This is a genomic window from Actinokineospora guangxiensis, from assembly GCF_042657845.1.
Classification (GTDB): domain Bacteria; phylum Actinomycetota; class Actinomycetes; order Mycobacteriales; family Pseudonocardiaceae; genus Actinokineospora; species Actinokineospora guangxiensis.
Genome location: NZ_JBHSKF010000018.1, coordinates 73,350 through 99,981, shown reverse-complemented (window position 1 = coordinate 99,981; position 26,632 = coordinate 73,350). Strand labels below are relative to the sequence as shown.

Below are 26,632 nucleotides of genomic sequence, written 5' to 3'. Positions count from 1 at the left end.
TGGCTGCGGCGCGGTGAATGGAATGAGAACCTTCGTGGTACCTGCATGGGACGGCAGCGTGCGTAGGTGGTGACTCGGATGACGAGCACGGTGTTCTGGATAGCGGCGGCGGCCATCGTGGTGCTGTTCGCCGCGTGGCGGCTTCGCCGTGCCAACCACACGCTCACCACCATCCTGCGCGAAGAGCGCGACCACACCGATCTGGAGCCTGCCCCAGGCGCCTACGACACCGCGGACGAGCCCGTTTCCCACAAACCCGGTCGGCACCGCAAGCGCCACTGACCCGGCTGTGGATGAATCCAGGGCCTGTGGACAACTTCCGCGCCCGCGGCCCGCGCGCTTCTAGCGTGGTGTCATGGCATTCACCTTGGAACACAGCGCGACCCACCGGAGCGCCACCTACACCCTCAGCCTCACCGCCCACGACGACGGCCAGGTCACCCTGGACCTGCGCGGCCGGTCAGCCGATGGCGCCGTCGAGGCCGACGGGGCACTGCGCGTCCCGCAGGCCGCCGCCGCCGAGGTCGCCCGCCTGCTCACCCGCGCGCTGACAGCGGCGGGCGCGCTCGGCGGAGCCGCCCGCAGGCGCGGCGCCGCGCCGAACTCGCACGCTCCCTGGACATCGGAGCTGGACTCGGCGCTGCGCGCGCAATGGCTGGCCCTGGGCGAAAGCACGCCCGCGGGCGCCGCCATCCGCGAGCTGGCCGCGGCACGGCAGCGATCACCGGGGTCGATCCGGGCGCGGCTGTCCAGGATCGGCTGCGACCCCGACGTTCCCGGGCGGTCGCTGAGCGCCGAGACGGCGGAGCTGATCGGCAAACCGCTGACAGCGGAGAAGGCCGCCTGAGGAGTTGTCCCCAGGTGATCCACAGGAACCTGTGGATCACCTGGGGACAGCGGGCTTACTGCACCCATTGGGAGGAAGGAGAACTCACAGCACCACTAACCAGCCGGCGCCGCTGTCACACGTCCGGCGGTTGACGGTCCTCTGTAGACGAGTCTGCCGCCGGGTCAGGACCGGTCGAACTCCGGGATCAGCTCGCCGGTCAGCCGGATGCTGGTCATGACCTCCTCGTGGCCGAGGCCGCCGATCTGCTGCAGGCACATGAGGCGGTCGATGCCCAGGTCGGCGTAGGCGCGCAGCTTCTTGCGGCAGGTCTCCGGCGAGCCCACGATCAGCGACTGCTGCTCGCTGAGGATGGCGAACAGCTCGTCGTCGGGGATGTCCTCGCCCTGCAGGATGCGGCCGATCAGCAGCTGGCCCGGGGTGGGGCCCGCGCCCTCCTCGGCGCGGTGGAACTCACCCGCGAGCCCGCCGCCGTCGGACTGCGCCATCAGCTCCTTCTGGCGCTCCAGGCCGTTGACGAAGTCCTGGCCGGCCTCGAAGAAGTTGAGCGCGGTCACCGTGTACCAGGCGGCGGCCGCGGCGGCGCCGTTGCGCATGGCCTGCTCGTCGGTCTCGGCGCAGTGCACGAAGGTGAAGAAGCCGACCTGGTCGTTGACGAAGCGGCCGACCGGCTCGGTGCACGCGGCGGCGGCCTCGCGGTAGAGGCGCACCATCCGCTCGACGCGCTCGATCGACTCCCAGAAGGTCGTGCCGAGCACACCGACGCCGCGGCGGCCCGCCTCCTCGAAGGAGGCCGGGCTGGCCGCGGCCTGCCACAGCGGCGGGTGCGGGCCCTGCACGGGCTTGGGCACGGCGCTGACGCCGTCGAGGCGGTAGGTGTCGCTGTCGTGGGTGACGGAGTCCTCGGTCCACAGCCTCGGCACCAGCTCGAACGCCTCGGCGGTCTGCGGGCGCACGTCGGCGGGGTCGATGTTGAACAGCCGCCACTCGGGGATGGTGGAGCGGGTCATGCCCAGCTCGACCCGCCCGCCGCTGAGGTGGTCGAGGGTGGCGGCGCGCTCGGCCACCCGCACGGCGTGGTTGAACCGCGCAGGCGCGAGCACCGCGGCGTGCCCGAGCCGGATGCGCGAGGTGACCTGCGAGAGCGCGGCCAGGAACAGCTCGGGAGCCGACGAGAGGCTGAACTCGCCCGCGCCGTGGTGCTCGACCTGCCACCAGCAGCCGTAGCCGAGTTCGTCGGCGAGCTTGGCCTGCTCCAGCGCCTGCGCGAAGCGCGGCCCGGCGGGCCCGCCCCCGCGGTTCTGGATCTCGTTGAACACGTCGATCTTCATCCAGCGTCCCGTCACCCGGTTGACCCGGGCTCTCCGGATCAACCGGGAGGTCACCCTGGGTGCCGTCGGCGTTACACGGCAACCGGATGAAACCCGTCAGGGGATGAAGCGCACGTCCGGGTAGCGGTGCGGGTCGCGGTCGAACAGGCCGCGGTCGCGGCCTTTGAGGTGCAGGTCGAAGAAGCCGGCCAGGAAGTCGTGCTGGGCGGCCAGCGACTGCCGGGGCTCGATCGTGCCGACGACCAAGGCGTACTGCTCCGGGGTCAGCAGCCCGCGCAGCCTCGGCACGGCGAACTGCAGGTCGGTGAAGGCGTAGTGGGTGCCGCCGTGCACGTGCAGGTCGCGCTTCCAGCCGCGCTGGTTCCGCCAGAACCGCGCCCACGTCGGGTCCAGCGCGGTGTCGCGGTGCGAGTGCTCCAGGACGGCCCCGGTGCCCGGGTCCACGAAGTCGGCTCCGACCAGCAGGAACGGCCGGTCCAGGCCGTGCTCGACCGCGCCGCTGGGGACCCCGGGCGCGCCCATCGCCCCGTCGAGGTTGATCCCGGCGGCGAAGCGGCGGTCGAGGTGCATCGCCTCGGCGGCGGTGAACCCGCCGTAGGAGTGCCCGGCGATGCCGACCCTGCCGGTGTCCAGCGCCCGGCGCAGCCCGCGCGGCAGCGGCAGGTCCCCGCCGGTCAGCGCGCTCAGGGCGAAGCGGCTGTCGGCGACGCGGACGTCGATGGCGGTCCGGCGCTCGGCCGGGTCGGCCATGTCCGAGACCGCGGTCGCCACCCGGCCGTCGGGGAACTCGACCGCGGTGGCCTCGTGGGTGTGCGAGAGCGACAGCACCACGTAGCCGCGGCTGGCGAGGTCGTCGACCAGCCCGGCGGTGACCTCCCGCAGCGACCCGAGCCCGTGGGAGAACACCACCACCGGCCACTTCCCGAACGCCGGCGCCGCCGTGCGCGCGTGCCGCCGGGTCTGCGCCCAGGCGACCGACCCCGCCGGGATGCCCAGCTCACCGGGCCCGGCGACCCGGTCGACCACGTCGGCCACCCCGTCGCCCATCCAGCCCGCGCGCTCGCCGACCGGCGACGCCGGGTAGCTCACCGTGGCCATCAGCTCCCGCGCTCCCCCGACCCACGGGTCGGCCCGGCCGCGGTCGATCAGGTGCACCTCCGCGGTCCCCACCGGGTAGGGCCCGGACAGCACGGGCATCGCGATCCGGACCGGCGCGTCGGCCGCCGCCGGAACGATCAGCCCGGCCGTGAGCGCGCTCACGGCCAGCACGGTCTTGGTGATCACCGCATCTCCCCCTCACCATCTCCCTGCGCAGGTCTCCCCCTCGGAAACCGTTGTCCCCCCGATGGTGTCGGTCCGCGTGCCGCCCGTGCGTCCTCCCGCGGACTGACCCGCGGCTCCCCCCGCCGGTGGACCGCGCCCGCGTCGTTCCGCGCCCCGGCACGGTGGCTGTGCGATGCTGTTCGCCATTCCGTGGCCGCTGAGCACGAGCGAAGACATGACGACGACCGATCTCGCGCCCCGGGCCCCCGACGACGCAGGCCCCCCGCCGCCCCGCACCTGGCTGACCCAGACCGCCGCCGCTGCGGTCGCGGGCTATCTGCTGGTCAGGGTCATCGGCGTGCTGTTCCTGTGGCTGTGGGCCGACGACCAGGGCCAGAACGTCCTGACGCTGCTGGGCTACAAGTACGACTCTGTGCACTACCTCGACATCGTCGAGAACGGCTACGACCGCGCCGAGGCGCCCAAGAGCACCATGGCGTTCTTCCCGCTCTACCCGATGCTGGTGGCGGGCTTGGCCGCCATCACCCCGCTGTCGGCGATGGGCGCGGGCATCGCCGTCGCGTGGCTGGCAGGCGTCGCCGCGGCCTGGGGCGTCTACACCGTCGGCAGGCACCTGCGCGACCACCGCACCGGCGTCCTGCTCGCCGTGCTCTGGGGCGTCCTCCCGCACGCGATCGTCGAGTCGATGGCGTACACGGAAAGCCTCTTCACCGCCCTCGCCGCCTGGTCGCTGTACGCCGTGCTCACCCAGCGCTGGCTGACCGCGGGCGTCCTGTGCCTGTTCGCCGGCCTGACCCGCCCCACCGCCACCGCCCTGATCGCCGCCGTCGGCCTGGCCGCCCTCATCACGGTCTTCCAACGCCCCACGAACTGGCGCGCCTGGCTGGCAGGCCTACTGGCCCCCCTCGGCTGGCTCGGCTACCTCACCTGGGTCGCGATCCGCACCGGCCGCCCCGACGGCTGGTTCTGGATCGAGCACGAGGGCTGGTTCACCGGCTGGGACGGCGGCACCTACACCTGGCGCTTCGTGACCAAGGTCCTCTCCACCCCGTCGCACGTGACGTTCTACGTGGTCACCCTGGTCATGCTGATCTCCCTGGCCCTCTTCACCCACACCGTGGCCGACCGCCTCCCCTGGCCCCTCCTGCTGTTCTCCGCCATCCTCCTGATCACCACCATCGGCGGCGACGGCATGTACAACGCCAAAGCCCGCTTCCTCTTGGTCGCCTTTCCACTCCTGATACCGATAGCCGTCGCCCTGGCCCGAGCCCGCCCGACGAACACCTGGATCACCCTCACCACCCTGACCACGGTCTCCGCCTACTTCGGCGGCCACCTGCTCATGGTCTGGCACATCTCCCCGTAATCACGCTTACGGGTAAACCTCCCTACCCGCAGCTGAAATCCCCCACCCCACACCCGCGCCCCCTCATAGCCTCACCACACCAACACCACCGAACCACGTCACCCACAAACGTCCCGCCCACCAACTTCCCGCCACCAACCCGCCGCCGCCCCCACCGGCCCGCGCCCTCGGAAAGGCCCCCGTGAGGCAAGACCCACCCCACACGACAACCTTCCCGGCCTTCCTGGCCCACGCCATCAGCTCCTGGGGAACAACCACCCGCCTCATCGCGGTCCTGATCGTCTGCACCACCCTCCTCCTCGGCGGCGCCCACCTCCTCGACCTCACCGTCACCGCGGGCCCCGTCGAAGTGGCTCCCCGCTAATCACCACAAAACAAAACCGCAGCGGATGACATCCGCTGCGGTTTCGCATTGCGCGCCCGAAGGGATTCGAACCCCTAACCTTCTGATCCGTAGTCAGATGCTCTATCCGTTGAGCTACGGGCGCATGTTCAGTTGTCACCTGGCGGGCCAGGTGTCCAGCGGAGGCTCCGGGATTTGAACCCGGGAGGGGCTTTGAACCCCAACCGCATTAGCAGTGCGGCGCCATAGACCAGACTAGGCGAAGCCTCCCGGGGCCCCAGGCCGCTGCGGCAAGACTACACAGGCCCCCTCCCGAGGAGCAAAACGCCCCCCTCCTTCGTGCAACGCCGCAGGTGGTGGCCCATATGAGGCGGCTGGGTGTTATGGGGATGACGAACACCCCGACAACCCCTCCGACGGCACTAGAGTCGCGACTGCCACACCCAGAAGGAGGGGCATCGATGGACAAAGTCGTCCGCAGCGCCGCTGATGCGGTCGCCGACGTCGGGGACAACGCGAGCCTGGCGGTCGGTGGGTTCGGGTTGTGCGGGATACCCAGTGTGCTGATCCAGGCGCTGCTCGACAAAGGGGTCAGCGGGTTGGACGTGACGTCCAACAACTGCGGGGTCGACGAGTGGGGGCTGGGGTTGCTCCTGCGCGAGCGGCGGATCACCCGGATGACCTCGTCCTACGTCGGGGAGAACAAGGAGTTCGCGCGGCAGTACCTCTCCGGGGAGCTGGAGGTCGAGCTGACGCCGCAGGGGACGCTGGCCGAGCGGCTGCGGGCGGGCGGGACCGGCATCCCGGCGTTCTTCACCAGGACCGGCGTGGGCACGCAGGTGGCCGACGGCGGGGTGCCGTGGAAGTACGACGCCGAGGGGAACGTGGCGGTCGCCTCGCCGCCGAAGGAGGTGCGCGAGTTCGACGGGCTGGACTACGTCCTGGAGCGGGCGATCGTGTGCGACTTCGGGCTGGTGCGGGCGTGGAAGGGCGACCGGCACGGCAACCTCGTGTTCCGGGAGTCGGCGCGCAACTTCAACCCGCTGTGCGCGATGTCGGGGCGGGTCACCGTCGCCGAGGTCGAGGAGCTGGTGGAGCCCGGTGACCTCGCGCCGGACGAGGTGCACCTGCCGGGGATCTTCGTGCAGCGGGTGGTCCCGCTGACGGCCGAGCAGGCAGCCGACAAGCGCATCGAGCGGCGGACCGTCCGCCAGAAGGGGGCCTGAGCCGTGGCGCTGACCCGCGAGGAGATGGCGGCCCGCGCCGCCAGGGAGCTGCACGACGGCTCCTACGTCAACCTCGGCATCGGCCTGCCGACGCTGGTCCCCAACTACGTGCCCGACGACGTGGAGATCGTCCTGCAGTCCGAGAACGGCATCCTGGGCGTGGGCGCCTACCCGTGGGACGGCGAGGAGAAGGCCGACCTGATCAACGCGGGCAAGGAGACCGTCACCGTGCGCCGCGGCGCGTCGTTCTTCGACTCCGCCCTGTCCTTCGCGATGATCCGCGGCGGCAAGGTGGACGCGGCGATCCTGGGCGCCATGCAGGTGTCCAAGGACGGCGACATCGCCAACTGGATGATCCCCGGAAAGATGATCAAGGGGATGGGCGGCGCCATGGACCTGGTGCATGGCGCGAAGAAGGTCATCGTGCTGATGGAGCACGTCGCCAAGGACGGCTCGTACAAGATCGTCGACGAGTGCTCGCTGCCCTACACCGGCAAGCGGGTGGCGCAGCGGATCATCACCGACCTCGCTGTGATCGACATCACCGACGCCGGGCTGGTGCTGCGCGAGCTGGCCCCCGGGGTCACCGAGGACGAGGTGCGGGCGAAGACCGAGCCCGCGCTGGTCACCGAGGGCGCGGTCGCGTCCATGGTCTGACGGGAGGGGGCGGGCCCGGCCCGCCCCTCACCGCAGGTGCGCGTCGAACCAGTTGAGCGCGCGCTGCCACGCCTCGGAGGTGCCCGCCTCGTAGCGGACCAGGTCGGTGGCGACCGGGGCCGAGCCCGCGGCGTCGCGCAGCTTCTCGACCTCCTCGGCCGTCGGGTTCTCCGCCCGATAGAGCCCCAGCCACGGCACGCGCAGCTCGGCGGCGATCTCGACCAGGGCGGGCAGCCCGTCGACGGCGGGCTCCAGGATGCCGACCCCGGCCACGGTCACCGCGGCGCCGATGTCGCGCCGCGCACCGACGACCAGGGCGACCGACCCGCCCAGCCCCACCCCGACGACGCCGATCCGGTCGACCGACACCGTGCGGGCGGCCAGCCAGGCGAACCCGATGTCGGTGGCGGCCAGCGCGGAGGCCTCGGTCAGCTCGGCGGGCAGGTGCGGGACGACGACCAGCCAGCCCTCCCCCGCCAGGCCGCGGACGACCTCGGACACCGCCTCGGTGATCCCCGCAGCCTCGTGCAGCACGACCAGCCCGCCGCGCACGACCCCGTCGGGCTCGGCGTGGGACAGCCGCAGCTCCCGGCCGTCGGCGAGCCGGAAGTCAGCCGTCTGGATCTCAACCATGCCCCACCTTCCCACGGTGTGGTGAACAGCAGTCAACGTGATCGCCCGCTCACCTGGGGTCGAGTACTAGGTTGCGGGGTGTGGCGCCACCACGATGAACACCATCGCGCCGCACACCGAAGGAGCTGACGCAATGAGCGTGCGAACCCGCGCTGACTTGGCCGCGCTGCCGGGCTACGTGCCCGGCCGCACCGTGCCCGGGGCGGTCAAACTGGCCAGCAACGAGGTCTCGCTCGGCCCGCTGCCCAGCGTCGTGGCCGCCGTCGCCGAAGCGGCGGGCCGCATCAACCGCTACCCCGACAGCGGGGCGGGCGAGCTGGTCGCGCGGCTGGCGGCGAAGCTGGGCGTGTCCGAGGCGCAGGTCTCCACCGGGTGCGGCTCGGTGACCCTGTGCCAGCAGCTGGTGCAGGCGACCTGCACCGCAGAGGACGAGGTCCTCTTCCCCTGGCGGTCCTTCGAGGCCTACCCGATCATCACCCAGGTCGTCGGCGCGAGCCAGACCCGCGTCCCGCTGACCCCCGGCCAGGCCCTCGACCTGGACGCGATGGTCGCGGCCGTGACCGACCGGACCCGCCTGGCCTTCGTCTGCACCCCGAACAACCCGACCGGCACCGCGCTGACCAAGCCGCAGCTGGACGGCTTCATCGACGCCCTCCCCGACGACGTCCTCGTGGTCATCGACGAGGCGTACCGGGAGTTCGTCGACGACCCGTCGGTGCCCGACGGCGTCGAGGTCGCCAAGGAGCAGTGGGCCCGCGGGCGCGACAACGTCGCGGTCCTGCGCACCTTCTCCAAGGCCTACGGCCTGGCGGGCCTGCGCGTGGGCTACCTGGTCGCCCCGGAGGCGGTGACCGAGGCCGTCCGCAAGGTCTTCATCCCGTTCGGGGTGAACGCGCTGGCCCAGGTGGCGGCCCTGGCGTCGCTGGACGCCGAGGACGAACTCCTGGCCCGCTGCCGCGACATCGTCGCCGAGCGCGCCCGCGTCCGCGCCGCCCTGCTGGAGGCGGGCTTCACCGTGCCGGAGTCGCAGGCGAACTTCGTGTGGCTGCCCTTGGGCGAGCGCACGGACGCCTTCAACGAGCACTGCCTGGCGCACAAGGTCGTCGTCCGCGCCTTCTCCGGCGACGGCGCCCGAGTCACCATCGGCACCCCCGAGGAGAACGACCTCTTCCTCACCGCCGCCCGCTCGTTCTGACCACGGGTGGGCGCGTCCTGTGTGGACGCGCCCACCCGCGCTCAGGCCAGCAGTTGGACGATCGCGACGACGCCGACCACGACGATCACCCCGCGCAGCACCGTCGGCGACAGCTTGCGCCCGACGCGGGCGCCGATGAGGCCGCCGACGACGGCGCCCACCGCGATCAGGCCGACGGCGAGCCAGTCCACTTCGGCCACGAAGATGAAGACGATGCCCGAGGCCGCGTTCACGATCGCGGCGAGCACGTTCTTGATGGCGTTGACGCGCTGCAGGCTCTCGTTGAGCAGGATGCCCATGAAGCCCATCAGCAGGATTCCCTGGGCCGCGCCGAAGTAGCCGCCGTAGACGCCGGTGGCGAAGATCGCGGCGAAGACGCCGACGGTGCCGTGCATCGAGCCCTCGGTGCGCCGGGCGCCGAGCTTGCGCGAGAGCCACGGTTGCAGGACGACGAGCACGAGGGCCAGGGCGATGAGGACGGGCACGATCGTCTCGAACGCCTCGGCGGGCAGCACGAGCAGCAGGAACGCGCCGCCGATGCCGCCCAGCAGCGAGGCGATGCCGAAGCGGATGAGCCGGTCGCGCTGGCCGACGAGTTCGTCGCGGTAGCCGATGGCGCCGGTGATCGATCCGGGCACCAGGCCGAGGGAGTTCGACACGTTCGCCACCACCGGCGGGTAGCCCACCGCCAGCAGCACGGGGAAGGTGACCAGGGTGCCGGAGCCGACGACGGTGTTGATGCCGCCCGCGAACACCCCGGCGAGGACGACGGCGACCGCTTCCCAGCCCGTCACGGGTTTCGTCCGATCATCGGGGCGATGCTAGGCGCGCTCAGCGGCCCATGGCCCGGAACGCGACGAGCATCTCTTCCTCGGCGTCGTCGAGGTAGGCGCGGAGCTGGCGGTCGGCCTCGTCGGGCTCGTCGCGGGTGAGGGCGTTGACGATCTCGCCGTTGCGGCCGAGGTAGGGCATGTGGAAGTCGCGCGGGTTGCCCATCTCCAGGAAGCCCAGACGCAGCTCGGCGACGACCTGGCGCATCAGCTCGTCCATGCGCGCGCTGCCTGCCTGGGCGACGATCGCCTGGTGGAAGCGGATGTTGGCGGTGCCGACGTCGGCCCAGTCGCCCTGCTCGGCCGCGGCGAGGCCGGTCTGCACGGCGCGGTCCATCAGCTCGACGCCCTCGGCGGTGGCGCGGGAGAGCGCTGAGCACTCGATGACGCGGCGTACGCGGAAAAGGTCGGCGACGTCGTCCACCGACAGGGTGCGCACGAAGACGCCGCGGTTGAGCCGGTGGACCAGGAGCTTCTCGTGGTGCAGCAGGCGGAACGCCTCGCGCAGGGTGTTGCGGGAGACGTCGAGCACGCCGATGAAGTCGGACTCGTTGACGCGCGCGCCCGGCCTCAGCCTGCCGGTCATGATCAGCTCCCGGAGCGCGCCCGCGGTCGCCTCGGCGGCGCTCTCCCGCTCCGGCAGCCGCACCAGCTCAGCCAGATCCTTCACCACTGGGCCTCCCCGTCGAGTGCCGCGTCACGAGCGGCGGTGTGCCGCCCAGCCTAATCGTCTGATTGAGGGATTGTCATATTGGTGACTTGTAGAATCGTTGAACGATCGGCCATGCTGTGAGCGACAGCACACCAGGCTCAATCGAATGGGGTGATGGTGATGAGCACGCAGACCACGGCGGGGTTCGCCTGGTACCGGGAGCTGCCCGCGCGGGGGCGCCGGGCGTTCGCGGGGGCGTTCGGCGGGTACGGCCTCGACTCCTACGACTACTGGGTCCTGCCGCTGAGCCTCGGCGCGGTGGCCGCGACGTTCGGCCTGAGCAAGGCCGAGACCGGGCTGCTGTCGACCACCACCCTCGTCGCCTCCGCCGTCGGCGGCGTCCTGGCCGGGGTGCTGGCCGACCGCATCGGCCGGGTGCGCACCCTGATGATCACCGTGCTGGTCTACGCCGTGTTCACCGCGCTGTGCGGCATCGCGCCGAACTACGAGACGCTGCTGGTCTTCCGCGGTCTGCAGGGGCTCGGCTTCGGCGGTGAGTGGGCGACGGGGGCGATCCTGGTGGCCGAGTACTGCTCGGCGCGCCACCGCGGGCGGGTCATCGCGGTGGTCCAGAGTTCGTGGGCGGTCGGCATGGCGCTGGCCGTCGCGGTCTACGGGATCGTGTTCACCGTCTTCGACGAGCAGTGGGCCTGGCGCGTGCTGTTCCTGACCGGCGCGCTGCCCGCGGTGCTCGTGGTGTGGGTGCGCAAGCGGGTCGAGGACGCGCCGGTGTTCACCGGGCTGCGGGAGCGCTCGCGCAACTCCCTGGGCGAGATCTTCACGCCCGGCCTGCTGCGCACGACGCTGTTCGCCTCGCTGCTGGCGACCGGCTGCCAGGGCGGCTACTACACGCTGGCCACCTGGCTGCCCTCATACCTGAAGGAGGACCGCGGACTGACCGTCGTCGGCACGGCCGGGTACCTGGCGGTGTTCGCCGCGGGTGCGTTCGCCGGCTACCTGACGGCCGGGGTGTTCGTGGACAAGCTGGGCCGCAAGAACACCTTCCGGCTGTTCGCGGCGCTGAGCGCGGCGCTGATCCTGCTCTACACACTGGTCCCCGCCGACTCCGGCGCGCTGGTGCTGTGGCTGACCGCGCCACTGGGCTTCTGCTCATCGGCCATCTTCAGCGGCTTCGGCGCCTACCTCGCCGAGCTGTACCCGACGCGGGTGCGCGGCGCGGGCCCCGGCTTCACCTACAACTTCGGCCGTGGCGTCGGCGCCCTCTTCCCCGCCGCGATCGGCTTCCTGGCCGCCCAGTACGGGCTCGGCGGCGCGCTGGCCTTCGGCGCGGCGGCCTACGGCCTGGCCTTCGTGGCGCTGTTCGGCCTGCCGGAGACCCGCGACGTCGAACTGGTGGACCGGTGACCCCCGCGCAGGCCCGCGCGGCCTTCCGCGCCGGACGCGTCATGACGACCTCCGGCGTCGCCCCCGGGTACGCCCAGGCGAACCTGATCGCCGTCCCCCGCGCCGACGCCTACGACGTGCTCCTCTTCGCCCAGCGCAACCCGAAGCCCTGCCCGGTGCTCGACGTGACCGACCCGGGCTCCTGGACCACCCGGCTCGCCGCCGGCGATCTGCGCACCGACCTGCCGAAGTACCGGATCTGGGAGCACGGTGAGCTGGTGGCCGAGCCGACATCGGCGCAGCGGTGGTGGCGCCCCGACCTCGTCGCGTTCCTCATCGGGTGCAGCTTCACCTTCGAGCACGCCCTGGCCGGGGCGGGGATCCCGCTGCGGCACGTCGAGCTGGGCACGACGGTGCCGATGTACCGGACCTCACGCGCCTGCCGCCCGGCGGGACCGCTGTCGGGGCCGCTGGTGGTGACCATGCGCCCGGTGCCCGCCGACCTGGTCGCCACGGCCGTCAAGGTCACCGCCGCGGTGCCCGCGGTGCACGGCGCGCCGGTCCACATCGGAGCACCCGAGGCACTGGGGGTGGACCTCGACAAGCCCGACTGGGGCGACCCGGTCGAGGTCCGGCCGGGCGAGGTCCCGGTGTTCTGGGCGTGCGGGGTCACCCCGCAGGCCGCCCTCTCCGCCCTGCCGTTCGCCATCACCCACGCGCCGGGCCACATGCTGATCACCGATGTCCCGGAGTCGACGTACCGGTCGGAGGGATGACCATGCACCCGCACGCGATCGCCCTGCTCGTCCTCGCCGCCAGCCTCCTGGCGATCTGGGCGCTCAGCCGGGCCGAACTGGTCGGCCCCACGGCCGTCGTCGGCTTCGTCCTCGGCGCGACGTCGGCGGTCTCCGTCGTCGCGCTGATCTCCTGAGGCGACCCCAGCTGTCCACTGCGGACAGCTGGGTTCAGCCGCCGCGCAGGGCGTTCTGCTGGCGGATCAGTCCGTCGAGGATGTCGCGGATGGCGACCAGGAGGGTGATCGCCGCGCTGAGGGCGGTCTCCAGCTTGAACAGGATCTGGGCGACCTTGCTGAGCACCCTGGCGATCGCCGCGCTGGCCTGGGCGGCGACCAGCGGCGCGGCCGTGCCCAGCGACGCCGCGAGCTCGATGGCCCAGCTGACCAGCGAACCCGCGATCGCGGCGAGGATGTCGCGCACGGCGGTGCGCACGCCGTTGACGACCTCGGCCATGCCGAGGGTGAGCGTGGCGATGCCGTGCGCGGCGCCCGCCACCCCACCGCAGATCCCGGCGATCTCGGCGGCGCGGTCGCGGTAGGCAGTGGCGGCCTGGCCCGTCCACGAGGGGGCCTCGGACCGCGCGGCGGCGCCGAACTCCTGGCTGACGGCGAGCATCTCCTGCTCGATGTTGGTCCAGGACTGCGCGTACGCCTTCACCATGTCGGGGTTGCCGGACAGGGCGTGCAGCGCGGCCCTGGCGGGCTCGATGTGCTCCAGCATCCAGGAGAACAGCTGGCCCGCCACGTAGGCGATGGGGTCGAGCGCGGCGCCCGCGACGTCGAGGCCGCCGGCGATGAGCCCGCTGACGGCGAGCTTCCAGTCGCCCTTGTCGATGCCCTCGGCGATCGCCCAGCCCGCCTCGAAGGCGGTGATGCCCGCCATGAACCCCGGCCCGCCGTCGGCGCTGGGCGCGCCCATGTTCTCGAACGGGTTGAGGTCTTGGGCGTAGTTGTTGCGCAGGTCGGTGCCGTCTTCGACCAGCGGGTTGTCGGTCTTGTTGTCGATGTCGACCATCAGCGGCCACCCACCGTCGGGATGCCGCGCGCGGCCAGGTCGAGCTGCTTGGCCAGCGCCTCCAGCACAGCGGCGATCTTCTCCTCCACCTGCTCGTAGGCCTCGGCCGAGGCGGTGAGCTGCTGGGAGAGCTGGTGCAGCCCGTCGGCCGAGCCGCGCAGCGCGTCGGTGCCGCGCTGCTGCGGCTCGACCAGCATCTCGCCGAAGCTCTGGCAGAGCAGGCCGTAGGCGTCGTTGAGCGAGGTCAGGTGCGCGCCCGCCTGGGTGGCGACGTCGGCACGGCCGGCGAAGCCCTCGGTGGCGCCTGCGTGGTCGCGGACCTCACGGGGGTCCACGGTGAATCCGTCGGGCATGGGTGTCCCCTCAGTCGTCGAACTCGGTGAAGCGGTAGCCTGGCTGCCTGCCCGGCGGCGGCGCGGCGGGCTCGGGGTCGGGGAAGCGCTGCGCGTACTGCGCGAGGATCGCCGCACCCGCCTCGTCGTCGCCGACGGACTCCCTGGTCGCCGCCTCCACCCGAGCCCGCAGCTCGGCCTGGGCGCGGCGCAGGGTGGCCATCAGCTCAGCGGAGAGCCGCTCGGGGTCCATGCCCCGGCTGCGCTCGGTGAGGGTCAGCTCGGTCGGCAGCCCGTTGCCGTCGACGGCCACCCGCACCGCCCCGTCGGCCGACGTCTCGGTCACCACCAGCGCGGACATGGCGGTGTGCAGCTCGGTGAACCGCCGCGACCGCTCCTGCATGCGCTCGGCCATCTGCTGCATCTGCCGTGCGGCCTTGCCCGGATTGTCCACAGTCCGTACCTCCCTGACGTTGCTACGTTCGTACCAGAGTTCACCGCGCGGTATGGGCGAAACGGACACGCCGGTGCAGCAGCTCGGCGAGGACGGTGGCGTCGTCGGTCGGGATCAGGAGGTCCCCGTGCGGTCCCTCGACGGCGACGGCGGGGCCTGGGGTGGTGAGCAGGTCGGTGCCGTCGGAGAGGGTGAACCAGGGGCCGGAGCTGTGCAGCAGCACGACCCGCACGGCCCGGACGGCGGTCAGGGGGATCGACATCTGCCCCTGGGTGAGGCCCCGCCCCAGCGGTGCGTGCCTTCGGGCGTGGACGGTCAGGTGCTGCCCGCCGACGGTCACCCCGAGCACGATCGAATCCGCGGTGCGCACGGCGTAGCGGGCTCCCACGCGGATCTCCAGGGGCGTGTCACCGAGCGCGGGGATCAGCGGTGTTCCAAGCGTGCGATAGGCACTGTGCGCCAGACCGATCCCCACGGCGAACACCACCCAGAACAGACCGAACAACAGCGGAACGACCCCGTCCCCGCCTCCCACCGCGTAGGAGGGCAACACCCCGAGCAGGAACTGCCCGGCCCCCAGCGCCACCACCGCCCCCACCCACCGCGGCGGCGACACCGCGACGAGACCCCCCACCACCACCGGCCCGAGCGCCCCCAGGACAGGCAGCCCCACCCACCACTCGAACCGCCCGCCGACCGCGACCATGCCCGCGCAGAGCACGGCGACGAATCCCGGCAGACCGATGAGCGCCCAACCCAGCCTGACCCTCGCGCGCCGCCAGCGTTGGCCCAGCGCCGGGTCGACCACGGTGACGGCGGGAAGCGAACGCACGAGACCCCCAGATGTCCGGTTCGCCCCGACCCTAGCCGTCCGCCGCGGGTGGCGCGGTTGATCCTATGTGGATGGTCCGCGGTAGGTGTCCCAGTGCTTGCGCAGCCAGGAGCGGTGCTGGGGCCTCAGCTTGCCTTGTGAGACTCGCACCTGCTGACCGTGCAGGGCGGCATAGTCGGGGTACCGCCGGATTTCGGACCTCACGTCGATGAGCATGCTGTCCGGGTTCACCGCGATGTGACCGAGATCGAAGAGGCGGTGGATGTCCCGGCGCATCATCAGCCCGCCGTTGTCGTGGTGCCTGCCGTCCGCGGCGTAGCTGTAGAGGTGCGCGCCTTCCAGGACGTCCCGCGGAGCAGGCCCGGTGAAGGCACAAACATCCCCAAACTCCTGCAACAGGCGCTTCCGGAAAGCCGCCTGCCCGATGCGCGCGAGCACGAACGCCTGCCGGTGCCCGCCCATCACCGAGGCCATCGCCGCCTCGATCGGGGTCGCGGGCAGCACCCCGCCAGCGGTCATGGCCAGGTGGAAGCGGTCGAGGTCCAGCACCCTGATGCTGTTCTGCGACTTCTCCTTCACGCACATCTTGTTCACCTCTTTCGCGGTGAGCAGCGCATGCATGTCGACCCAGGCGACGTCGTGCTTGGACCGGTAGGTGCGAACAGAGATCGTCTCTGCGATGGGCTCTACGAACGTGCCCTTGCAGTTCTTGTTCTGACAGACGTAGGGCGGAAGCTTCTTTCTCCGGCGTTTGATACTGGCGTGGTTGCAGGACGGGCATCGCCAGCGCTGCTTGGTCGCCGCACCGGTCTCGATCGCACCGATCACCGAGGCGCCGAGGAGGTGCTCGGTGTCCCGAAGCACGATCACGTCGCCGACCTGCGGCTTTGCGCAGTTGGGAACGGTGCTGTCCCAGCTGTAGTGCTCCGACGGCAGGTCGTCGTACCCGTCGTTGCCTGCGTGCTCCCGGTTGTCCCCCGCCGCGAGCATCAGCCATGCCGCCACCGGCTCCCCTTTCACCCAGTGAAAGGGGACTCTGCCAGATCTGGGTACCGCCAGGGTGGATCTTGATCGAACTGTGCGGAGGCGGAGGGATTTGAACCCCCGGACGGTTGCCCGTCTTCCGCTTTCAAGGCTGCGCTGACCAGCGTGTTCGGGTTCGCGGTAGTACGTCCGCGCTGGTTGGCGGGCCGAACGGGTCCGGTGACGTCCAGGGTCGTTGCTACACCGGTAGCTACACCTCGGCGGCGGCCCATGAGCGTGTCCGCCACCCGGCGCGGCCGGACCTTCGGCGGCCTGGTCGAGCGGGCGCGACGGGGCTTCGCGGGCTCCTCGTAGGTGCTCCGGACCTCGGTGAGGATGTACCTGGTCCAGATCACCAGTTGGTTCGGGTCTGGGTGCTGATCGCGCCGACGCATAGCGGACTCCCAACGTGAGCCGACCGGTTGAGGTGCGAACCGCGGGGCTTGCTCTCCCCCGCTTCTTCGCACAGGCCGCTCCTAGCGCTGGGAGTGCGGTGTCAAGGGTGGCGTCAGCCATCGCGTAGCGACGCCGCAGGCGCTCTTGATGCCGTGCTCACGGCGTTAGACGATCGCGGCGACGTGGAAGCGCCTCACCTGCTGTACGGCTCGTGCACCGTGTCGCCTGCGCGGTGCGGCGCGCCCGGGACCGGGCACGCAGGCCGTGCCGCGCGTCCGCGCGGGCGGAGCGAAGCGGGAGCCCGCGCCGTGGCGCGATGGATACGGACCACGCTGCCAACGGGACAGGCCCACCGCGCCGCGCCGCGCAGGCGGCACGGCCTTGATCCCATAGAGCTAAGTTCGGCAGCTATCACCATTGCCGCTGAGGTCGGCCCGTTACTAGTCAACGTCGCCATCCCGCCCCTTAATCGCCCCCCGAAGTCTCCCCGATCGTAAACGCACCCCAAAGGCACTGCTTAGAACGATTCCCAACGTACGCAGGAGCTCATGAATTGTCTCAAAGTTCTCCTTGTTCGGCTCCCGCTCCGCTACACTTAGCCTGCGACGAACCTCGTGCAGAAGGAATTCAATCTCTCGACTGTCGACCACATCCACACGACTAGCCAAGAGTCCGATCTCGCGGAGATAGTCCCTCGGGAGCAGCACTTCAGGCCTAGAGATCAACTTTTGTTGCGACCGCACCAACTCAAGCACTTCGTCAAGCACATCCTCCACAGACCGCTTATCTTCTGCCTCTGTTGATGCTACCGTCGCCGTGAGTGTCGACTTGAGCCGCTCCTCCAATCGTGGCCACCAAACCTCGAAAACCATTTCGAGGCGACTAGGCTCGAGCGGCGCATCAGAAGTCGCATTGATGGATCGAATCAGCTTCAGTATGTCGTCGTGCTCGAAGACGGTCGACTGAAACTGAAGCAATGGCCCTGTCACGTCAGGACGATCGACCCCAAACAAGAATGGCGATACACGACTAGTCTCGAACAGTTTCGAGAGCGCACCCGCCTCAAAGTTCAACCAAGGAGCCGAAAGATTGTCTTTCGTAACACAGAGGATTCCGAAGTTTGAACCCTCTAGTTCGCTTGCAATGTCGGAACTCCATCGAGCACCCTTATCGATGTCCTCAGAAGACACATAGGGGTCGACAGATTGAAGTACCGACGGTATCCATTCGCGGAGAATCTCGGCAACTTTCCTACTAAGACTCCCTGACCAACTGATAAAGACCTTCATTGCGACCCACTCCGCATCTAGTCCGCAGCGCTGTGAGTAGGTAGTCGCGCTCAGGCACCGTCCTGTTACACAGCGCAGCACCCTAGTTGGGCCTCAGCCCTTCCCGTGGAGACCATGCGACTTTGTATCGTCTACGCCCCAAGGACGTTGATGCCGTCATGGACGCGCACGTTGACCCCTGGGGTTAGCGCATCAGTAATGCGCACATGGTATGCAGGTGCCATAACGGCACGGGCCTGCTCTACGGTCATCCATTGGACCTGAACGGCCTCAGAGGTAACGGGCGCAGGCTTATTGCCACCTCGGCAGTAAAACACAAGCGCCACAATTCCCCGCTCCATGTTCTTGTAGACACCGGTCAGTCGATCAACTGTGACCGCGACGCCAGTCTCCTCGTAGACTTCACGGCGAACGCCATCCTCGAAGGCCTCGCTCAGCTCTAGCACACCACCCGGCGGTTCCCAGTGGCGATTGTCGCGCCGTTGAATAAGGAGCACACGGCCATCCTCGTTAACAACGATCCCGGCAACGCTTACGGAATGTTTGGGTGTGGACATCTTGGACTTTCGTTCCGGCGGCGGGTGTGTAAGGATGAAACTCCTCTAGTCGTCTACAGGAGTGGCCCATGCTTGACCTAGGTTCGATCGACAGGGCCGACGACAGGCCACCTTATCGCCAGATCGCGGCGTCGTTGCGACGGCTCATCTCGACCGGGCGGCTGCCTCCCGGGGAGAAGTTGCCCTCGGAGGCGGAGTTGATCGCGCACTACGGCGTAGCCCGGATGACGGTCCGCCAAGCGCTTCAGGAGCTGCGGGGCGAAGGTCTGGTGGTAGCCGAGCACGGCAAGGGTGTCTTCGTGCGGTCCACTCCCCCGGTGCGGCGGCTGGCGTCGGATCGGTTTGCTCGGGCGCATCGGAAGCAAGGTAAGGCGGCGTTCCTGGCTGAGGCTGAGGTCAGCGGGCACAAGCCGGGGGTAGACCAGATCTCGGTGACGACGGAGCAGGCCCCGGCGGAGATCGCTGAGCGGCTTCGGTTGCCGGAGGGGGCGCGGGTGGTCATGCGGTCCCGGCGCTACTTGGCCAACGGCACCCCGGTGGAGACGGCCGTCTCGTACATCCCCGAGTCGATCGCGGCGGGGACCGCGATCGTCAGCACCGACACCGGCCCTGGTGGCATCTATGCGCGGATCGAGGAGCAGGGGCACCAGCTCGGCCGGTTCACCGAGCAGGTCACGGCTCGGATGCCAACGCCTGAGGAGCGGCGGGCCTTGCAGATCGGGGCTGGGGTTCCGGTGATCACGCTGACCCGGACTGCGTTTGACCTGGATGACCTGCCGGTTGAGGTGTGCGAGACGGTCAAGGTCTCGCATGCGTTCGTGCTTGAGTACGACTTCCCCGCACGCTAGGAAGCTTCGCTAAAGCGAAGGATCATGTTGCTCGATTGAACTCCTCTAGACGACTATGTAGCTTCGAACTTGTCTAGAGGAGATGATGGCTCGGTGGAGCCACGACACGGAGAGGCACACAAGTGGCGATCAGCAAGGGACACCGGTTCCCGATCAACTTCGATGAGGCGTTCCCGCATGGGCTGGTGATGACGGGTGAGGTCATGCCGGACACGGAGTTTCAGAGCAGGGAGGACAAGGCGCGCAACCGGCCGGTGCGGCAGCGGATGGATGAGGCCACGGGGCTGCGGCAGTGGAAGGCGGTGATGACTGACCCGGGTGAGCCGAACGCCAAGCGGGCCTCGTTCGAGGTGACGTTCTTGGCTGAGGTTCAGCCGGTGCCGACCACGGTGGAGGCGTTGCCGGGTATGCGGCCGGTCGAGCTGGACGGGCTGACGGCTGAGCCGCGCATCGCCGGGAACGGCGAGTTCAAGTACCTGACGTACGTCTTCCGCGCGACGGGGTTCCGGGCGGCGGTCTCGACGGCTGGTGGTGGGTCGCCTCGTCGGGGCGGCGGGGACAAGGTCGACAACTCCGAGAAGACGGCGGCGTAGGCCGTGGTCGTGATGGTGGGCGGGGACTCGTCTGGCCGCTGGGTCTGGGCGGGTTCTCGCCTGCCCGAAAGGGGGCGGCCGTGATTCCGCTGGATGCTCAACGCGCGTGGGAGTCGGCCTACCGGCTGTACGCCGAAGCGAGCGAGACGGCTCGGGGGGCGGACGTGGACCCGCTGCATGTGGGCCAGATGATTGCCTCGACGTCGTGGGAGGTCGCCGAGTCGTGGCGGGCGATGGCGACCACGGCGGGGCTGCCCTGGTGTGTGGTGGCGGCGCTGCACGCGGCTGCGGCGGCGTTCGAGGACCAGGCGCATGAGTGGAGCAGGGTTGACCGGTACCGGGGTGGTGGTCCGCGGTGACCAAGCAGCGGACGACGAAGCTGCCAGCGCTGGCCGTCGGCACCGGCAAAGATGAGATCGCCACGCTCGCGCAGGCGCATGACGCGCTGACGCGGGTCCGGCCGTCATCGGGAGCCTCGGCGGCGCAGTGGGAGGCGTTCCACCGCCTGGCCGCGCAGGTCTACGAAGCGGTCTCGGACGTCGATCGCGGGCACCACCACGAAGCGCGCGGCTACTGGGCTGTGCGGGAGCGTCGCCGTGCCGAGCACATCGCGGCGACCGGGGAAGTTCCTAGCTCGTCGTGGGAGGCGTCGTGGTGACGTCGGTGCGGCCGTGGCTGACTCCGACAGTTGCTCGTCGGCTGCTCTCCTATGAGCTGACTCGGATGGTGTCGGCGGCCGGGATCACGCACGCAGCGATGGGTGAGCGCCTGCAAGTGTCGCGGGCTTCGTTCAGTCAGCTCCTCGCGGGCAAGAGCCTGCCCAGTCGGGCTGTGCTGGAAGTGGTGCTCGGCCACCTGGATGCGCTGTCGGAGCTTCCGCGTCTGGCTGACCTGCTCCGGCTGGCGCGGTCCGGCCCGCAGACGCCTTCGCTCGGCGATCGTGACCTGTTGTGCGGTCTGGAGTCCTACGCGCACCGGATCGAGGTCTATGACCCGCTGATGATCTCGCCTCTGTTCGGCGGTGGGCGTCGTGGGCTTCTGCTCGACGCCGAGCAGGCACCTGCGGTGACGTGGGTGGTGGAGGAACACGCGCTGCGTCGGAGTCAGTCCGGCGCACATGGCGAACGGCTGCGCGCCCTGCGGGACACCGTGACAGTGCAGGTGCTTCCGTGGTCGCGGGGCGCTCATGCCGGGCTGCGCGGCGGGTTCGAGGTGGTGCACGGCGCTAGTCACACCGTCGTGTGCGAGGAAACCCGACGGGTGAACCTCTACCACGATCACCCGGCCGTCGTCGCCGAATACACGAGGCTGTTCGCCACGCTCCGAGAACTCGCGCTCGACCCGGAAAGGTCAAAGGTGATGCTCGCCAAGCGATAGCCCGACAACCACATAGGACAGTCAAACAGGATCACGTGAGACGCGCGTGCTCTCGTCATCCTGTGCGCCCGAAAGTCTTGTAATAAAACAGAAGTAGGTGGGAGCGGCCGGGATTGGTTGGTCGCCGGTTGGCCGCTCCGCCTGCCCGATCCGGAAGTGAATCAGACATGGCCAGCGTAGGACACAAGGGGGTGCGCTCCGCAAGTGGGGCCGCCCGATCAGGAAACACCCGCTGTGCGCAATGCAAGCGGTTCGCTCGACTGCTCCCAGGTGACGACACCTGCGCGCGCTGCTCGGGCGCTCTGGGACTGGAGTTCGGCACGATCGCCACGCCATCGGACTCGACAGTTCGGGATGGTTGGTGATGGGCGCGGCGAAGCCGAGCCGGTGGGTCGACCCGGCCCCGCTTGAGGTGGCACGGCCGCGTCTCCCGTGGTGGACGCTGCTGCCGTGGAAGGCCAAGCTGCTGCTCTCCCCCGTCGCGTTGGCCTGGGTGCTCGTCTGGGCGACGGGCAAGGCGGTGCGGTTGGCCTGGTACTACCCGACCTCGACAGTGCTGGGCGTGATCCTGATGCTCGTCGGAATCCCGCTTCACGGCCTCGGCGGGTGGTGGCTGGTCGGCGGCCTGACGCTCGCCGTCGTCGTGGTCGGGTTCTGGCTGTGGCGGCGTGACCCCGAAGTCTTCCTTACTCGGGTCCGCTGGTCCCGCACCGAGCTGCGACGGGCCTACGTGTACGCGGGCCACTGGCGCACCGTGACCCGGCTGTCCGGGCTGAGCGGCGACGCCAAGGGCCGCGAGTACCGGCCCAAGCTCATGCGCACCCGGTCGGAATGGTGGCGCGACCGGGTGCGGGTGAAGATGATCCCCGGGCAGGCACCGGAGCAGTGGGAGCTGCGCGCTTCGGGCCTGGCGCACTCGTTCGGGGCGCGGTCGTGCCGGGTGCGGGTGGTCAAGCCGAGCGTGATCGAGCTGGACTTCGTGCACGCTGACCCGCTGGCCCGGCCGCTGCCGGTCCCGGAAATGGCCGCTCCCGGCCCGTCGGTGAACCTGAAGCGAGTCCAGATCGGGCGCACGGAGACAGGCAAGCCCTGGACGCTCAAGCTCCTCGGCGGCCAGTACCTCGCCGTCGGTGTGCAGGGCGCGGGCAAGGCGTCCATTCTCTGGGCGGTCCTGCGGGCACTCGCCCCGGCGCTGCGCTCGGGCCTCGTGCGGGTCTACGGCATCGATCCCAAGGGCGGCATGGAACTCGGGCAGGCACCTGAGCTGTTCGAGGGCGGTCCGGTCTACTCCAACGGCGCGGAAGCGGTCGAGTTGCTCGAATCGCTGGCCAACGAGGTGCGGGAGCGGTCCGCTCGGTTCCGGGGCATCCTTCGGGGCTGGTCACCGCAGTGCGGGGAACCGTTCCTGCTCCTGGTGGTGGATGAACTCGCGGACGTCATCGCCTATCAGACGGACAAGCGGCTTAAGGAACGCGCCACGGCCGCGCTCCAGACGATCACGTCGCAAGGCCGTGCGCCCGGCGTCGCTGTCTTGGGCCTGGTGCAGGACCCGCGTAAGGAGATCGTGCCGTTTCGGAACCTGTTCACCACGCGCATCGCGATGCGGCTGGATGAGGCGATCCAGGTGGACATGGTGCTCGGGGACGGTGTGCGGGCTCGCGGCGGGAACGCGCACGAGATTCCGGAGAGCACACCGGGCGTGGCCTGGGTCAAGGAGGACGGCAAGCGCGATCCGGTCCGGGCTCGGGCGTTCCACGTGACCGACACCAACATCACCGAACTCCAGCACTACGTGACCGGCACCTCGGCAACCGTCTTCGCGTTCCCGGAAACCACGATCACGAACGGAGACACGGCAGCATGACCACCACTGACGCGATGAACGCCACCGCGCTCTCCGGCCTGGTGGACATTCTCGACTCGGTTCGGGAGCACCTGAGCGTCTTCGGCGGCTTGGCTGTGCCGGTTCAGGTGTCGCTGGCACCGAAGACGCTGGGCACGGTCGTCTCAGCTCAACTGAGCGGCGGCGGTGAGCTGACACGGCTGGCGGCGCTGCTGCTCGACTGGGCCGACACGCTCACCGACGTCACGGTCCGGGCCTGGTACCCCTCGGCGGGCACCCTGCACGTCTACGTGCTCGGACGACTCACCGACGGCCTGCCGGTCCAGGTCTGGGGCGGCGCGGACCTGGCCGACGGGCAGCGTCCGGTGACGGGCTGCGAGACCTGGCGCGATGAGATCGACCCCGGGCACCTGCTGCGGTGGGCGGTGGCATGACCACGGCATCCCGAACCACGAAGGTGCGCGCTCCGCTCGCGCTGGAAGTCGTCACCGCGACCGCCGAGAAGCACGGCGTCTGCGTCCGGCCGTTCACGATGGAAGTCGGTGACCCCGACACCGGAGAGCTGCGGCACGTCGGCGTCCCCTGCGGCTCCACGGTCGAGAGCGTCTGCGGCCCCTGCGCGCGCAAAGTCAGGGCGCTGCGTATGGCCCAGTGCCGCGAAGGCTGGCACATGACGGAGGAACCGGCCGACACCCGCCGAGCACCCTCGGCCGACGAGACGGCCCTGCTCGAACTCCGGGCCGACCTCGTCGCGGCCTACCGACGGGCCGACGCTGCCGGCGACGTGGAAGCCGACCAACTGCGAGACGACATCCGCGCCGTAGATGAGGAGCTGCGGGCCTCAGGCGTGGCGGGCAGACTCCCCAACCCCGACGGTCCAGGACGCAAAGCAGCACCCGCACGCTCCACTCGACGGCGGCAAGACGCCCCGAACCTCCCTCGGCGGCGGGTGGAGAAGCGCACCGTCGGACGGGAGTACGCGGGCGGCTACCGGCCCTCCATGTTCATCACCCTCACCTGCGACACCTACGGCCCAGTCCTGCCCGACGGCACACCTCGCGACCCCGACGCCTACGACTACCGGAGAGCTGCCCGCGACGCGGTGCACTTCGCCTCGCTGGTGGACCGGTGGTGGCAGAACCTGCGCCGCGTCGTCGGCTGGGACGTGCAGTACTTCGCCACGGTCGAACCGCAGAAGCGAACGGCACCTCACCTGCACGCGGCAATCCGCGGTTCCATCCCGCACGAGCTGCTGCGACAGGTCACCGCGGCTACCTACCTCCAGGTCTGGTGGCCCGAGCACGACCATCCCGTCTACAGCGACGACACGCTCCCGGTCTGGGCCGACGGCGGCTTCGTAGACCCAGACACCAGGCGCCCACTGACGGCCTGGGCTGACGCGCTCGCACAGGTCGAACACCCCGCACACGTGGCCACCTTCGGACCGCAGGTCCACTCCAAGGGCATCCTCGGCGGCTCCGAAGATGCCGGGCGGCACATCGGCTACCTGACCAAGTACCTCACCAAGTCCACGGGCGAAGTCGTCACCGCCGACACCCACCGCCAACGAGACCACCACGACCGGCTCCATGCCGAGCTCGCCAAGACGCCCTGCTCGCCCCGCTGCGCGGTCTGGCTCCTCTACGGCGTCCAACCCCAGGGAGCCACCTCGAAGACCACCCCAGGACGGTGCAAGGGCCGCGCCCACCGGCGCTCCACCCTCGGCCTGCCTGGGCGGCGGGTTCTGGTCTCCCGCAAGTGGTCCGGCAAGACGCTCGCCGAACACAAAGCCGATCGACGCGCCTTCGTCCTCGGCCTGCTCGCTGACGTCGGCATCACCCCGCCCGAGCGGGACAGCTCACCCCTGATCTGGCGCAAGCTCGCCCCCGGCGACACCAACGCACCACCCCGCGCCCACCTGCTCCTACACGCCATCTCCGAACGCATCCGATGGCGGGCCGAGTACGACAGAGCGCTACTCGCGGCTGGTCCAGATGTTTCAGCAATCCAACCACTAGCGGCTTGAACTGGGGGAATGTGATGAGCAGCGAACTGTACCGAGTCGAAGAGGTCGCCCGAATCCTCCGGATCGGTCGTACCAAGGTCTTCGATCTGATGCGTTCCGGGGCGTTGGCGTCGGTGAAGATCGGCGGCAGTCGGCGGGTTCCGGCACGGTCGGTGGCCGAGTACGTTTCGCGTCTCCTTGGGGAGGCTGCCTGATGGCTCGAAGCAAGCGCGCCAACGGAGAAGGCTCCGTTTATCAGCGGTCGGATGGCCTGTGGGTCGGAGCGGCGTACGTGTTGACCACGACCGGGCACCGGAAGCGGATCACGGTCTCGGCGAAGGATCAAGAGACGGCGGCCAATCGTCTGCGGCGCAAGATGGCGGACTCAGACGCGGGTATCCCGGTGGCTGCCGAGTCCTGGACGGTGGGTCGGTTCCTGCGGTACTGGCTTACGCACGTAGCCCGGGAGAAGCAGCCGCGCACAGTGGAGGGCTATGCCGTCGTGGTGAACCGTCACTTGGTGCCCGCGCTCGGTCAGAAGAAGCTGGACCGGCTGTCGGCGGCGGACGTCCGCACGTTCATGCAACAGGTGCGCAACCGGTGCCGGTGCTGCTCGGATGGCCTCGACGCTAAGCGGCCGGAGAAGGCTCGACGGTGTTGCGCGGTCGGCAAGTGCTGCGGTCGGACACCGACGGATCGGACAGTGCAACAGATTCACGCGGTTCTGCGGAACGCGCTTCAACACGCGATGCGGGAGGAGCTGATTCCTCGGAACGTGGCGAAGCTGGTGCAGATTCGGACGCCTCGCTACGGGGTGAACCGTGGTCTGTCCTTCGAGCAGTCGCGGACGCTGCTTGAAGCCGCTGAGGGTGACCGGTTGAGCGCCTTGTACGTGCTGGCGCTCTACATGGGTCTTCGGCGCGGTGAGCTGCTGGGCCTGCGGTGGTCGGATATTGACTGGGACGGCTGGGATAAGCCCTGCCCTGACCACGCTGAGGACTTCTGCGAGGACTGCAGCGACCGGTTCTCGCCGAGCTTTCAGATTCGCCAGACCCTTCAGCGGGTAGGTGCCGAGCTGCGGTTCCTGCCGCCGAAGACGGAGCGCTCGGAGCGGGTCTATCCGTTGATCCGGGTGTGCGCGGAAGCGCTGCTCGACCACTGGGACGCGCAGGACGACGAACGCGACGCGGCCGAGCACTGGGGGGACTCCGGGTTGGTGTTCACCACGCCGACAGGCGGACCACTCGACCCGTCGAACCTGCGATCGAGCTGGCACCCACTGCGCAAGCGGGCGGGCCTCGATGGCGTCCGGCTGCACGACCTGCGGCACTCGTGCGTGACGCTGCTCCTGCGACTAGGCGTGCCGCCACACATCGTGCGGGACATCGTCGGGCACTCCGACATCGACGTGACCATGACCATCTATGCTTCCGTCTCCCTTGATGACAAGAGGCAAGCGCTCTCCCGGCTGGCCAAGGAACTCGGTTAGCGAGGAACCATGTGG

32 protein-coding genes and 3 tRNA genes are annotated in these 26,632 nt (G+C 69.6%); 20 read left to right on the top strand and 15 right to left on the bottom strand.

The annotated features are described in order from the left end of the window. The first annotated feature begins 78 nt into the window (after positions 1-78). Both ACFPM7_RS27070 and ACFPM7_RS27065 read left to right on the top strand, forming a co-directional pair. On the top strand, positions 79-282 hold the full coding sequence (locus tag ACFPM7_RS27070) for a hypothetical protein (protein ID WP_378250620.1): 204 nt from the start codon (positions 79-81) through the stop codon (positions 280-282). A 73-nt stretch (positions 283-355) separates the two neighbouring features. Beyond that, positions 356-847, top strand: coding sequence for a hypothetical protein (locus tag ACFPM7_RS27065; protein WP_378250619.1), 492 nt, complete (start codon positions 356-358; stop codon positions 845-847). 164 nt (positions 848-1,011) lie between these two features. Here ACFPM7_RS27065 and ACFPM7_RS27060 read toward each other — a convergent pair whose 3' ends face one another. Next, on the bottom strand, positions 1,012-2,178 hold the full coding sequence (locus ACFPM7_RS27060) for an LLM class flavin-dependent oxidoreductase (protein ID WP_378250618.1): 1,167 nt from the start codon (positions 2,176-2,178) through the stop codon (positions 1,012-1,014). 96 nt (positions 2,179-2,274) lie between these two features. Then, on the bottom strand, positions 2,275-3,462 hold the full coding sequence (locus ACFPM7_RS27055) for an alpha/beta hydrolase family protein (RefSeq protein ID WP_378250617.1): 1,188 nt from the start codon (positions 3,460-3,462) through the stop codon (positions 2,275-2,277). 214 nt (positions 3,463-3,676) lie between these two features. Here ACFPM7_RS27055 and ACFPM7_RS27050 point away from each other — a divergent pair, with 214 nt between their 5' ends. Continuing rightward, entirely contained in the window at positions 3,677-4,828 is a 1,152-nt protein-coding gene (locus tag ACFPM7_RS27050; RefSeq protein WP_378250616.1) for a hypothetical protein, read from the top strand. Positions 4,829-5,009: 181 nt separating this feature from the next. After that, on the top strand, positions 5,010-5,192 hold the full coding sequence (locus ACFPM7_RS27045) for a hypothetical protein (RefSeq protein WP_378250615.1): 183 nt from the start codon (positions 5,010-5,012) through the stop codon (positions 5,190-5,192). Between the two features lie 51 nt (positions 5,193-5,243). Here ACFPM7_RS27045 and ACFPM7_RS27040 read toward each other — a convergent pair. Together ACFPM7_RS27040 and ACFPM7_RS27035 are read right to left on the bottom strand one after the other, a co-directional pair. After that, positions 5,244-5,316, bottom strand: a tRNA-Arg gene (locus ACFPM7_RS27040). A gap of 35 nt (positions 5,317-5,351) precedes the next feature. Continuing rightward, a tRNA-Ser gene (locus ACFPM7_RS27035) sits at positions 5,352-5,441 on the bottom strand. 191 nt (positions 5,442-5,632) lie between these two features. Between ACFPM7_RS27035 and ACFPM7_RS27030 the strand changes: the two genes are divergently transcribed. After that, on the top strand, positions 5,633-6,397 hold the full coding sequence (locus ACFPM7_RS27030) for a CoA transferase subunit A (RefSeq protein ID WP_378250614.1): 765 nt from the start codon (positions 5,633-5,635) through the stop codon (positions 6,395-6,397). 3 nt (positions 6,398-6,400) lie between these two features. Then, entirely contained in the window at positions 6,401-7,054 is a 654-nt protein-coding gene (locus ACFPM7_RS27025) for a CoA transferase subunit B (protein WP_378250613.1), read from the top strand. Positions 7,055-7,081: 27 nt separating this feature from the next. On the opposite strand, the gene ACFPM7_RS27020 is transcribed toward ACFPM7_RS27025, so the two are convergent. After that, on the bottom strand, positions 7,082-7,687 hold the full coding sequence (locus tag ACFPM7_RS27020; RefSeq protein ID WP_378250612.1) for a dienelactone hydrolase family protein: 606 nt from the start codon (positions 7,685-7,687) through the stop codon (positions 7,082-7,084). A 133-nt stretch (positions 7,688-7,820) separates the two neighbouring features. On the opposite strand from ACFPM7_RS27020, the gene hisC reads away from it, so the two are divergent. Then, the gene (gene hisC, locus ACFPM7_RS27015; protein ID WP_378250611.1) at positions 7,821-8,882 is read left to right on the top strand and encodes a histidinol-phosphate transaminase; all 1,062 of its coding nucleotides are present in this window, start codon (positions 7,821-7,823) and stop codon (positions 8,880-8,882) included. Between the two features lie 41 nt (positions 8,883-8,923). On the opposite strand, the gene ACFPM7_RS27010 is transcribed toward hisC, so the two are convergent. Next, positions 8,924-9,676 (bottom strand): sulfite exporter TauE/SafE family protein, encoded by a 753-nt coding sequence (locus ACFPM7_RS27010; RefSeq protein WP_378250610.1) that lies wholly within the window; start codon positions 9,674-9,676, stop codon positions 8,924-8,926. A 37-nt stretch (positions 9,677-9,713) separates the two neighbouring features. After that, complete coding sequence (locus tag ACFPM7_RS27005; RefSeq protein ID WP_378250609.1) at positions 9,714-10,382, bottom strand: GntR family transcriptional regulator; 669 nt, start codon at positions 10,380-10,382, stop codon at positions 9,714-9,716. A gap of 156 nt (positions 10,383-10,538) precedes the next feature. Here ACFPM7_RS27005 and ACFPM7_RS27000 point away from each other — a divergent pair, with 156 nt between their 5' ends. The 3 genes from ACFPM7_RS27000 to ACFPM7_RS26990 are packed head-to-tail and all read left to right on the top strand — an operon-like array spanning position 10,539 to position 12,699. Next, positions 10,539-11,789 (top strand): MFS transporter, encoded by a 1,251-nt coding sequence (locus ACFPM7_RS27000; protein WP_378250608.1) that lies wholly within the window; start codon positions 10,539-10,541, stop codon positions 11,787-11,789. Next, on the top strand, positions 11,786-12,544 hold the full coding sequence (locus tag ACFPM7_RS26995) for a putative hydro-lyase (RefSeq protein WP_378250607.1): 759 nt from the start codon (positions 11,786-11,788) through the stop codon (positions 12,542-12,544). Before ACFPM7_RS27000 ends, ACFPM7_RS26995 begins: the two co-directional genes overlap by 4 nt. Further along, positions 12,541-12,699, top strand: a complete 159-nt coding sequence (locus tag ACFPM7_RS26990; protein ID WP_378250606.1) for a hypothetical protein — start codon at positions 12,541-12,543, stop codon at positions 12,697-12,699. Before ACFPM7_RS26995 ends, ACFPM7_RS26990 begins: the two co-directional genes overlap by 4 nt. A 34-nt stretch (positions 12,700-12,733) precedes the next feature. Here the strand turns inward: ACFPM7_RS26990 and ACFPM7_RS26985 are convergent, their stop codons facing one another. The 8 genes from ACFPM7_RS26985 to ACFPM7_RS26950 all read right to left on the bottom strand — a co-directional run bounded on the left by ACFPM7_RS26985 (position 12,734) and on the right by ACFPM7_RS26950 (position 18,462). After that, a complete protein-coding gene (locus tag ACFPM7_RS26985; RefSeq protein WP_378250605.1) occupies positions 12,734-13,579 on the bottom strand; it encodes a WXG100 family type VII secretion target in 846 nt (281 codons plus the stop codon). Next, positions 13,579-13,932: a type VII secretion target gene (locus tag ACFPM7_RS26980; RefSeq protein WP_378250604.1), complete on the bottom strand. Its 354-nt coding sequence runs from the start codon at positions 13,930-13,932 to the stop codon at positions 13,579-13,581. Before ACFPM7_RS26980 ends, ACFPM7_RS26985 begins: the two co-directional genes overlap by 1 nt. A gap of 10 nt (positions 13,933-13,942) precedes the next feature. Beyond that, positions 13,943-14,365, bottom strand: a complete 423-nt coding sequence (locus tag ACFPM7_RS26975) for a YbaB/EbfC family nucleoid-associated protein (protein WP_378250603.1) — start codon at positions 14,363-14,365, stop codon at positions 13,943-13,945. Between the two features lie 40 nt (positions 14,366-14,405). Continuing rightward, positions 14,406-15,197 (bottom strand): hypothetical protein, encoded by a 792-nt coding sequence (locus ACFPM7_RS26970; RefSeq protein ID WP_378250602.1) that lies wholly within the window; start codon positions 15,195-15,197, stop codon positions 14,406-14,408. Positions 15,198-15,260: 63 nt separating this feature from the next. Beyond that, a complete protein-coding gene (locus tag ACFPM7_RS26965) occupies positions 15,261-16,202 on the bottom strand; it encodes an HNH endonuclease (protein ID WP_378250601.1) in 942 nt (313 codons plus the stop codon). Between the two features lie 74 nt (positions 16,203-16,276). Beyond that, positions 16,277-16,374, bottom strand: a tRNA-Ser gene (locus tag ACFPM7_RS26960). Between the two features lie 682 nt (positions 16,375-17,056). Further along, positions 17,057-17,905 (bottom strand): hypothetical protein, encoded by an 849-nt coding sequence (locus ACFPM7_RS26955; RefSeq protein ID WP_378250600.1) that lies wholly within the window; start codon positions 17,903-17,905, stop codon positions 17,057-17,059. Between the two features lie 131 nt (positions 17,906-18,036). Next, positions 18,037-18,462 carry an NUDIX hydrolase gene (locus ACFPM7_RS26950; RefSeq protein ID WP_378250599.1) on the bottom strand — a complete coding sequence of 142 codons (426 nt, stop codon included), beginning with the start codon at positions 18,460-18,462 and terminating at the stop codon, positions 18,037-18,039. Positions 18,463-18,530: 68 nt separating this feature from the next. Here ACFPM7_RS26950 and ACFPM7_RS26945 point away from each other — a divergent pair, with 68 nt between their 5' ends. From ACFPM7_RS26945 to ACFPM7_RS26900, 10 genes are all read left to right on the top strand, one after another. Then, entirely contained in the window at positions 18,531-19,310 is a 780-nt protein-coding gene (locus ACFPM7_RS26945) for a GntR family transcriptional regulator (protein ID WP_378250598.1), read from the top strand. 122 nt (positions 19,311-19,432) lie between these two features. Then, positions 19,433-19,903: a hypothetical protein gene (locus tag ACFPM7_RS26940; RefSeq protein ID WP_378250597.1), complete on the top strand. Its 471-nt coding sequence runs from the start codon at positions 19,433-19,435 to the stop codon at positions 19,901-19,903. Between the two features lie 80 nt (positions 19,904-19,983). Beyond that, positions 19,984-20,262: a hypothetical protein gene (locus ACFPM7_RS26935; protein ID WP_378250596.1), complete on the top strand. Its 279-nt coding sequence runs from the start codon at positions 19,984-19,986 to the stop codon at positions 20,260-20,262. Next, positions 20,259-20,561 (top strand): AMED_5909 family protein, encoded by a 303-nt coding sequence (locus tag ACFPM7_RS26930; protein WP_378250595.1) that lies wholly within the window; start codon positions 20,259-20,261, stop codon positions 20,559-20,561. The genes ACFPM7_RS26935 and ACFPM7_RS26930 overlap by 4 nt, the downstream gene beginning before the upstream one ends. Beyond that, on the top strand, positions 20,555-21,280 hold the full coding sequence (locus ACFPM7_RS26925) for a Scr1 family TA system antitoxin-like transcriptional regulator (RefSeq protein WP_378250594.1): 726 nt from the start codon (positions 20,555-20,557) through the stop codon (positions 21,278-21,280). Before ACFPM7_RS26930 ends, ACFPM7_RS26925 begins: the two co-directional genes overlap by 7 nt. Before the next feature lie 571 nt (positions 21,281-21,851). Next, positions 21,852-23,144, top strand: coding sequence for an FtsK/SpoIIIE domain-containing protein (locus tag ACFPM7_RS26920; RefSeq protein WP_378250704.1), 1,293 nt, complete (start codon positions 21,852-21,854; stop codon positions 23,142-23,144). Next, complete coding sequence (locus ACFPM7_RS26915; RefSeq protein WP_378250593.1) at positions 23,141-23,557, top strand: hypothetical protein; 417 nt, start codon at positions 23,141-23,143, stop codon at positions 23,555-23,557. Before ACFPM7_RS26920 ends, ACFPM7_RS26915 begins: the two co-directional genes overlap by 4 nt. After that, on the top strand, positions 23,554-25,149 hold the full coding sequence (locus tag ACFPM7_RS26910) for a replication initiator (protein WP_378250592.1): 1,596 nt from the start codon (positions 23,554-23,556) through the stop codon (positions 25,147-25,149). Before ACFPM7_RS26915 ends, ACFPM7_RS26910 begins: the two co-directional genes overlap by 4 nt. A gap of 14 nt (positions 25,150-25,163) precedes the next feature. Next, positions 25,164-25,343 carry a helix-turn-helix domain-containing protein gene (locus tag ACFPM7_RS26905; protein WP_378250590.1) on the top strand — a complete coding sequence of 60 codons (180 nt, stop codon included), beginning with the start codon at positions 25,164-25,166 and terminating at the stop codon, positions 25,341-25,343. Further along, positions 25,343-26,617, top strand: coding sequence for a tyrosine-type recombinase/integrase (locus ACFPM7_RS26900; protein ID WP_378250589.1), 1,275 nt, complete (start codon positions 25,343-25,345; stop codon positions 26,615-26,617). The genes ACFPM7_RS26905 and ACFPM7_RS26900 overlap by 1 nt, the downstream gene beginning before the upstream one ends. Positions 26,618-26,632 lie beyond the last annotated feature (15 nt).

Coding starts and splice junctions, on each gene's coding strand:
- ACFPM7_RS27065 (WP_378250619.1), top strand. CDS start 356: ATGGCATTCACCTTGGAACACAGCGCGACCCACCGGAGCGCCACCTAC.
- ACFPM7_RS26955 (WP_378250600.1), bottom strand. CDS start 17,905: ATGAAGGTCTTTATCAGTTGGTCAGGGAGTCTTAGTAGGAAAGTTGCC.
- ACFPM7_RS26910 (WP_378250592.1), top strand. CDS start 23,554: ATGACCACGGCATCCCGAACCACGAAGGTGCGCGCTCCGCTCGCGCTG.
- ACFPM7_RS27050 (WP_378250616.1), top strand. CDS start 3,677: ATGACGACGACCGATCTCGCGCCCCGGGCCCCCGACGACGCAGGCCCC.
- ACFPM7_RS26945 (WP_378250598.1), top strand. CDS start 18,531: ATGCTTGACCTAGGTTCGATCGACAGGGCCGACGACAGGCCACCTTAT.
- ACFPM7_RS26950 (WP_378250599.1), bottom strand. CDS start 18,462: ATGTCCACACCCAAACATTCCGTAAGCGTTGCCGGGATCGTTGTTAAC.
- ACFPM7_RS27030 (WP_378250614.1), top strand. CDS start 5,633: ATGGACAAAGTCGTCCGCAGCGCCGCTGATGCGGTCGCCGACGTCGGG.
- hisC (WP_378250611.1), top strand. CDS start 7,821: ATGAGCGTGCGAACCCGCGCTGACTTGGCCGCGCTGCCGGGCTACGTG.
- ACFPM7_RS27020 (WP_378250612.1), bottom strand. CDS start 7,687: ATGGTTGAGATCCAGACGGCTGACTTCCGGCTCGCCGACGGCCGGGAG.
- ACFPM7_RS26905 (WP_378250590.1), top strand. CDS start 25,164: ATGAGCAGCGAACTGTACCGAGTCGAAGAGGTCGCCCGAATCCTCCGG.
- ACFPM7_RS27000 (WP_378250608.1), top strand. CDS start 10,539: ATGGTGATGAGCACGCAGACCACGGCGGGGTTCGCCTGGTACCGGGAG.
- ACFPM7_RS27060 (WP_378250618.1), bottom strand. CDS start 2,178: ATGAAGATCGACGTGTTCAACGAGATCCAGAACCGCGGGGGCGGGCCC.
- ACFPM7_RS26985 (WP_378250605.1), bottom strand. CDS start 13,579: ATGGTCGACATCGACAACAAGACCGACAACCCGCTGGTCGAAGACGGC.
- ACFPM7_RS26915 (WP_378250593.1), top strand. CDS start 23,141: ATGACCACCACTGACGCGATGAACGCCACCGCGCTCTCCGGCCTGGTG.
- ACFPM7_RS27070 (WP_378250620.1), top strand. CDS start 79: ATGACGAGCACGGTGTTCTGGATAGCGGCGGCGGCCATCGTGGTGCTG.
- ACFPM7_RS26920 (WP_378250704.1), top strand. CDS start 21,852: ATGCTCGTCGGAATCCCGCTTCACGGCCTCGGCGGGTGGTGGCTGGTC.
- ACFPM7_RS26980 (WP_378250604.1), bottom strand. CDS start 13,932: ATGCCCGACGGATTCACCGTGGACCCCCGTGAGGTCCGCGACCACGCA.
- ACFPM7_RS26900 (WP_378250589.1), top strand. CDS start 25,343: ATGGCTCGAAGCAAGCGCGCCAACGGAGAAGGCTCCGTTTATCAGCGG.
- ACFPM7_RS26990 (WP_378250606.1), top strand. CDS start 12,541: ATGACCATGCACCCGCACGCGATCGCCCTGCTCGTCCTCGCCGCCAGC.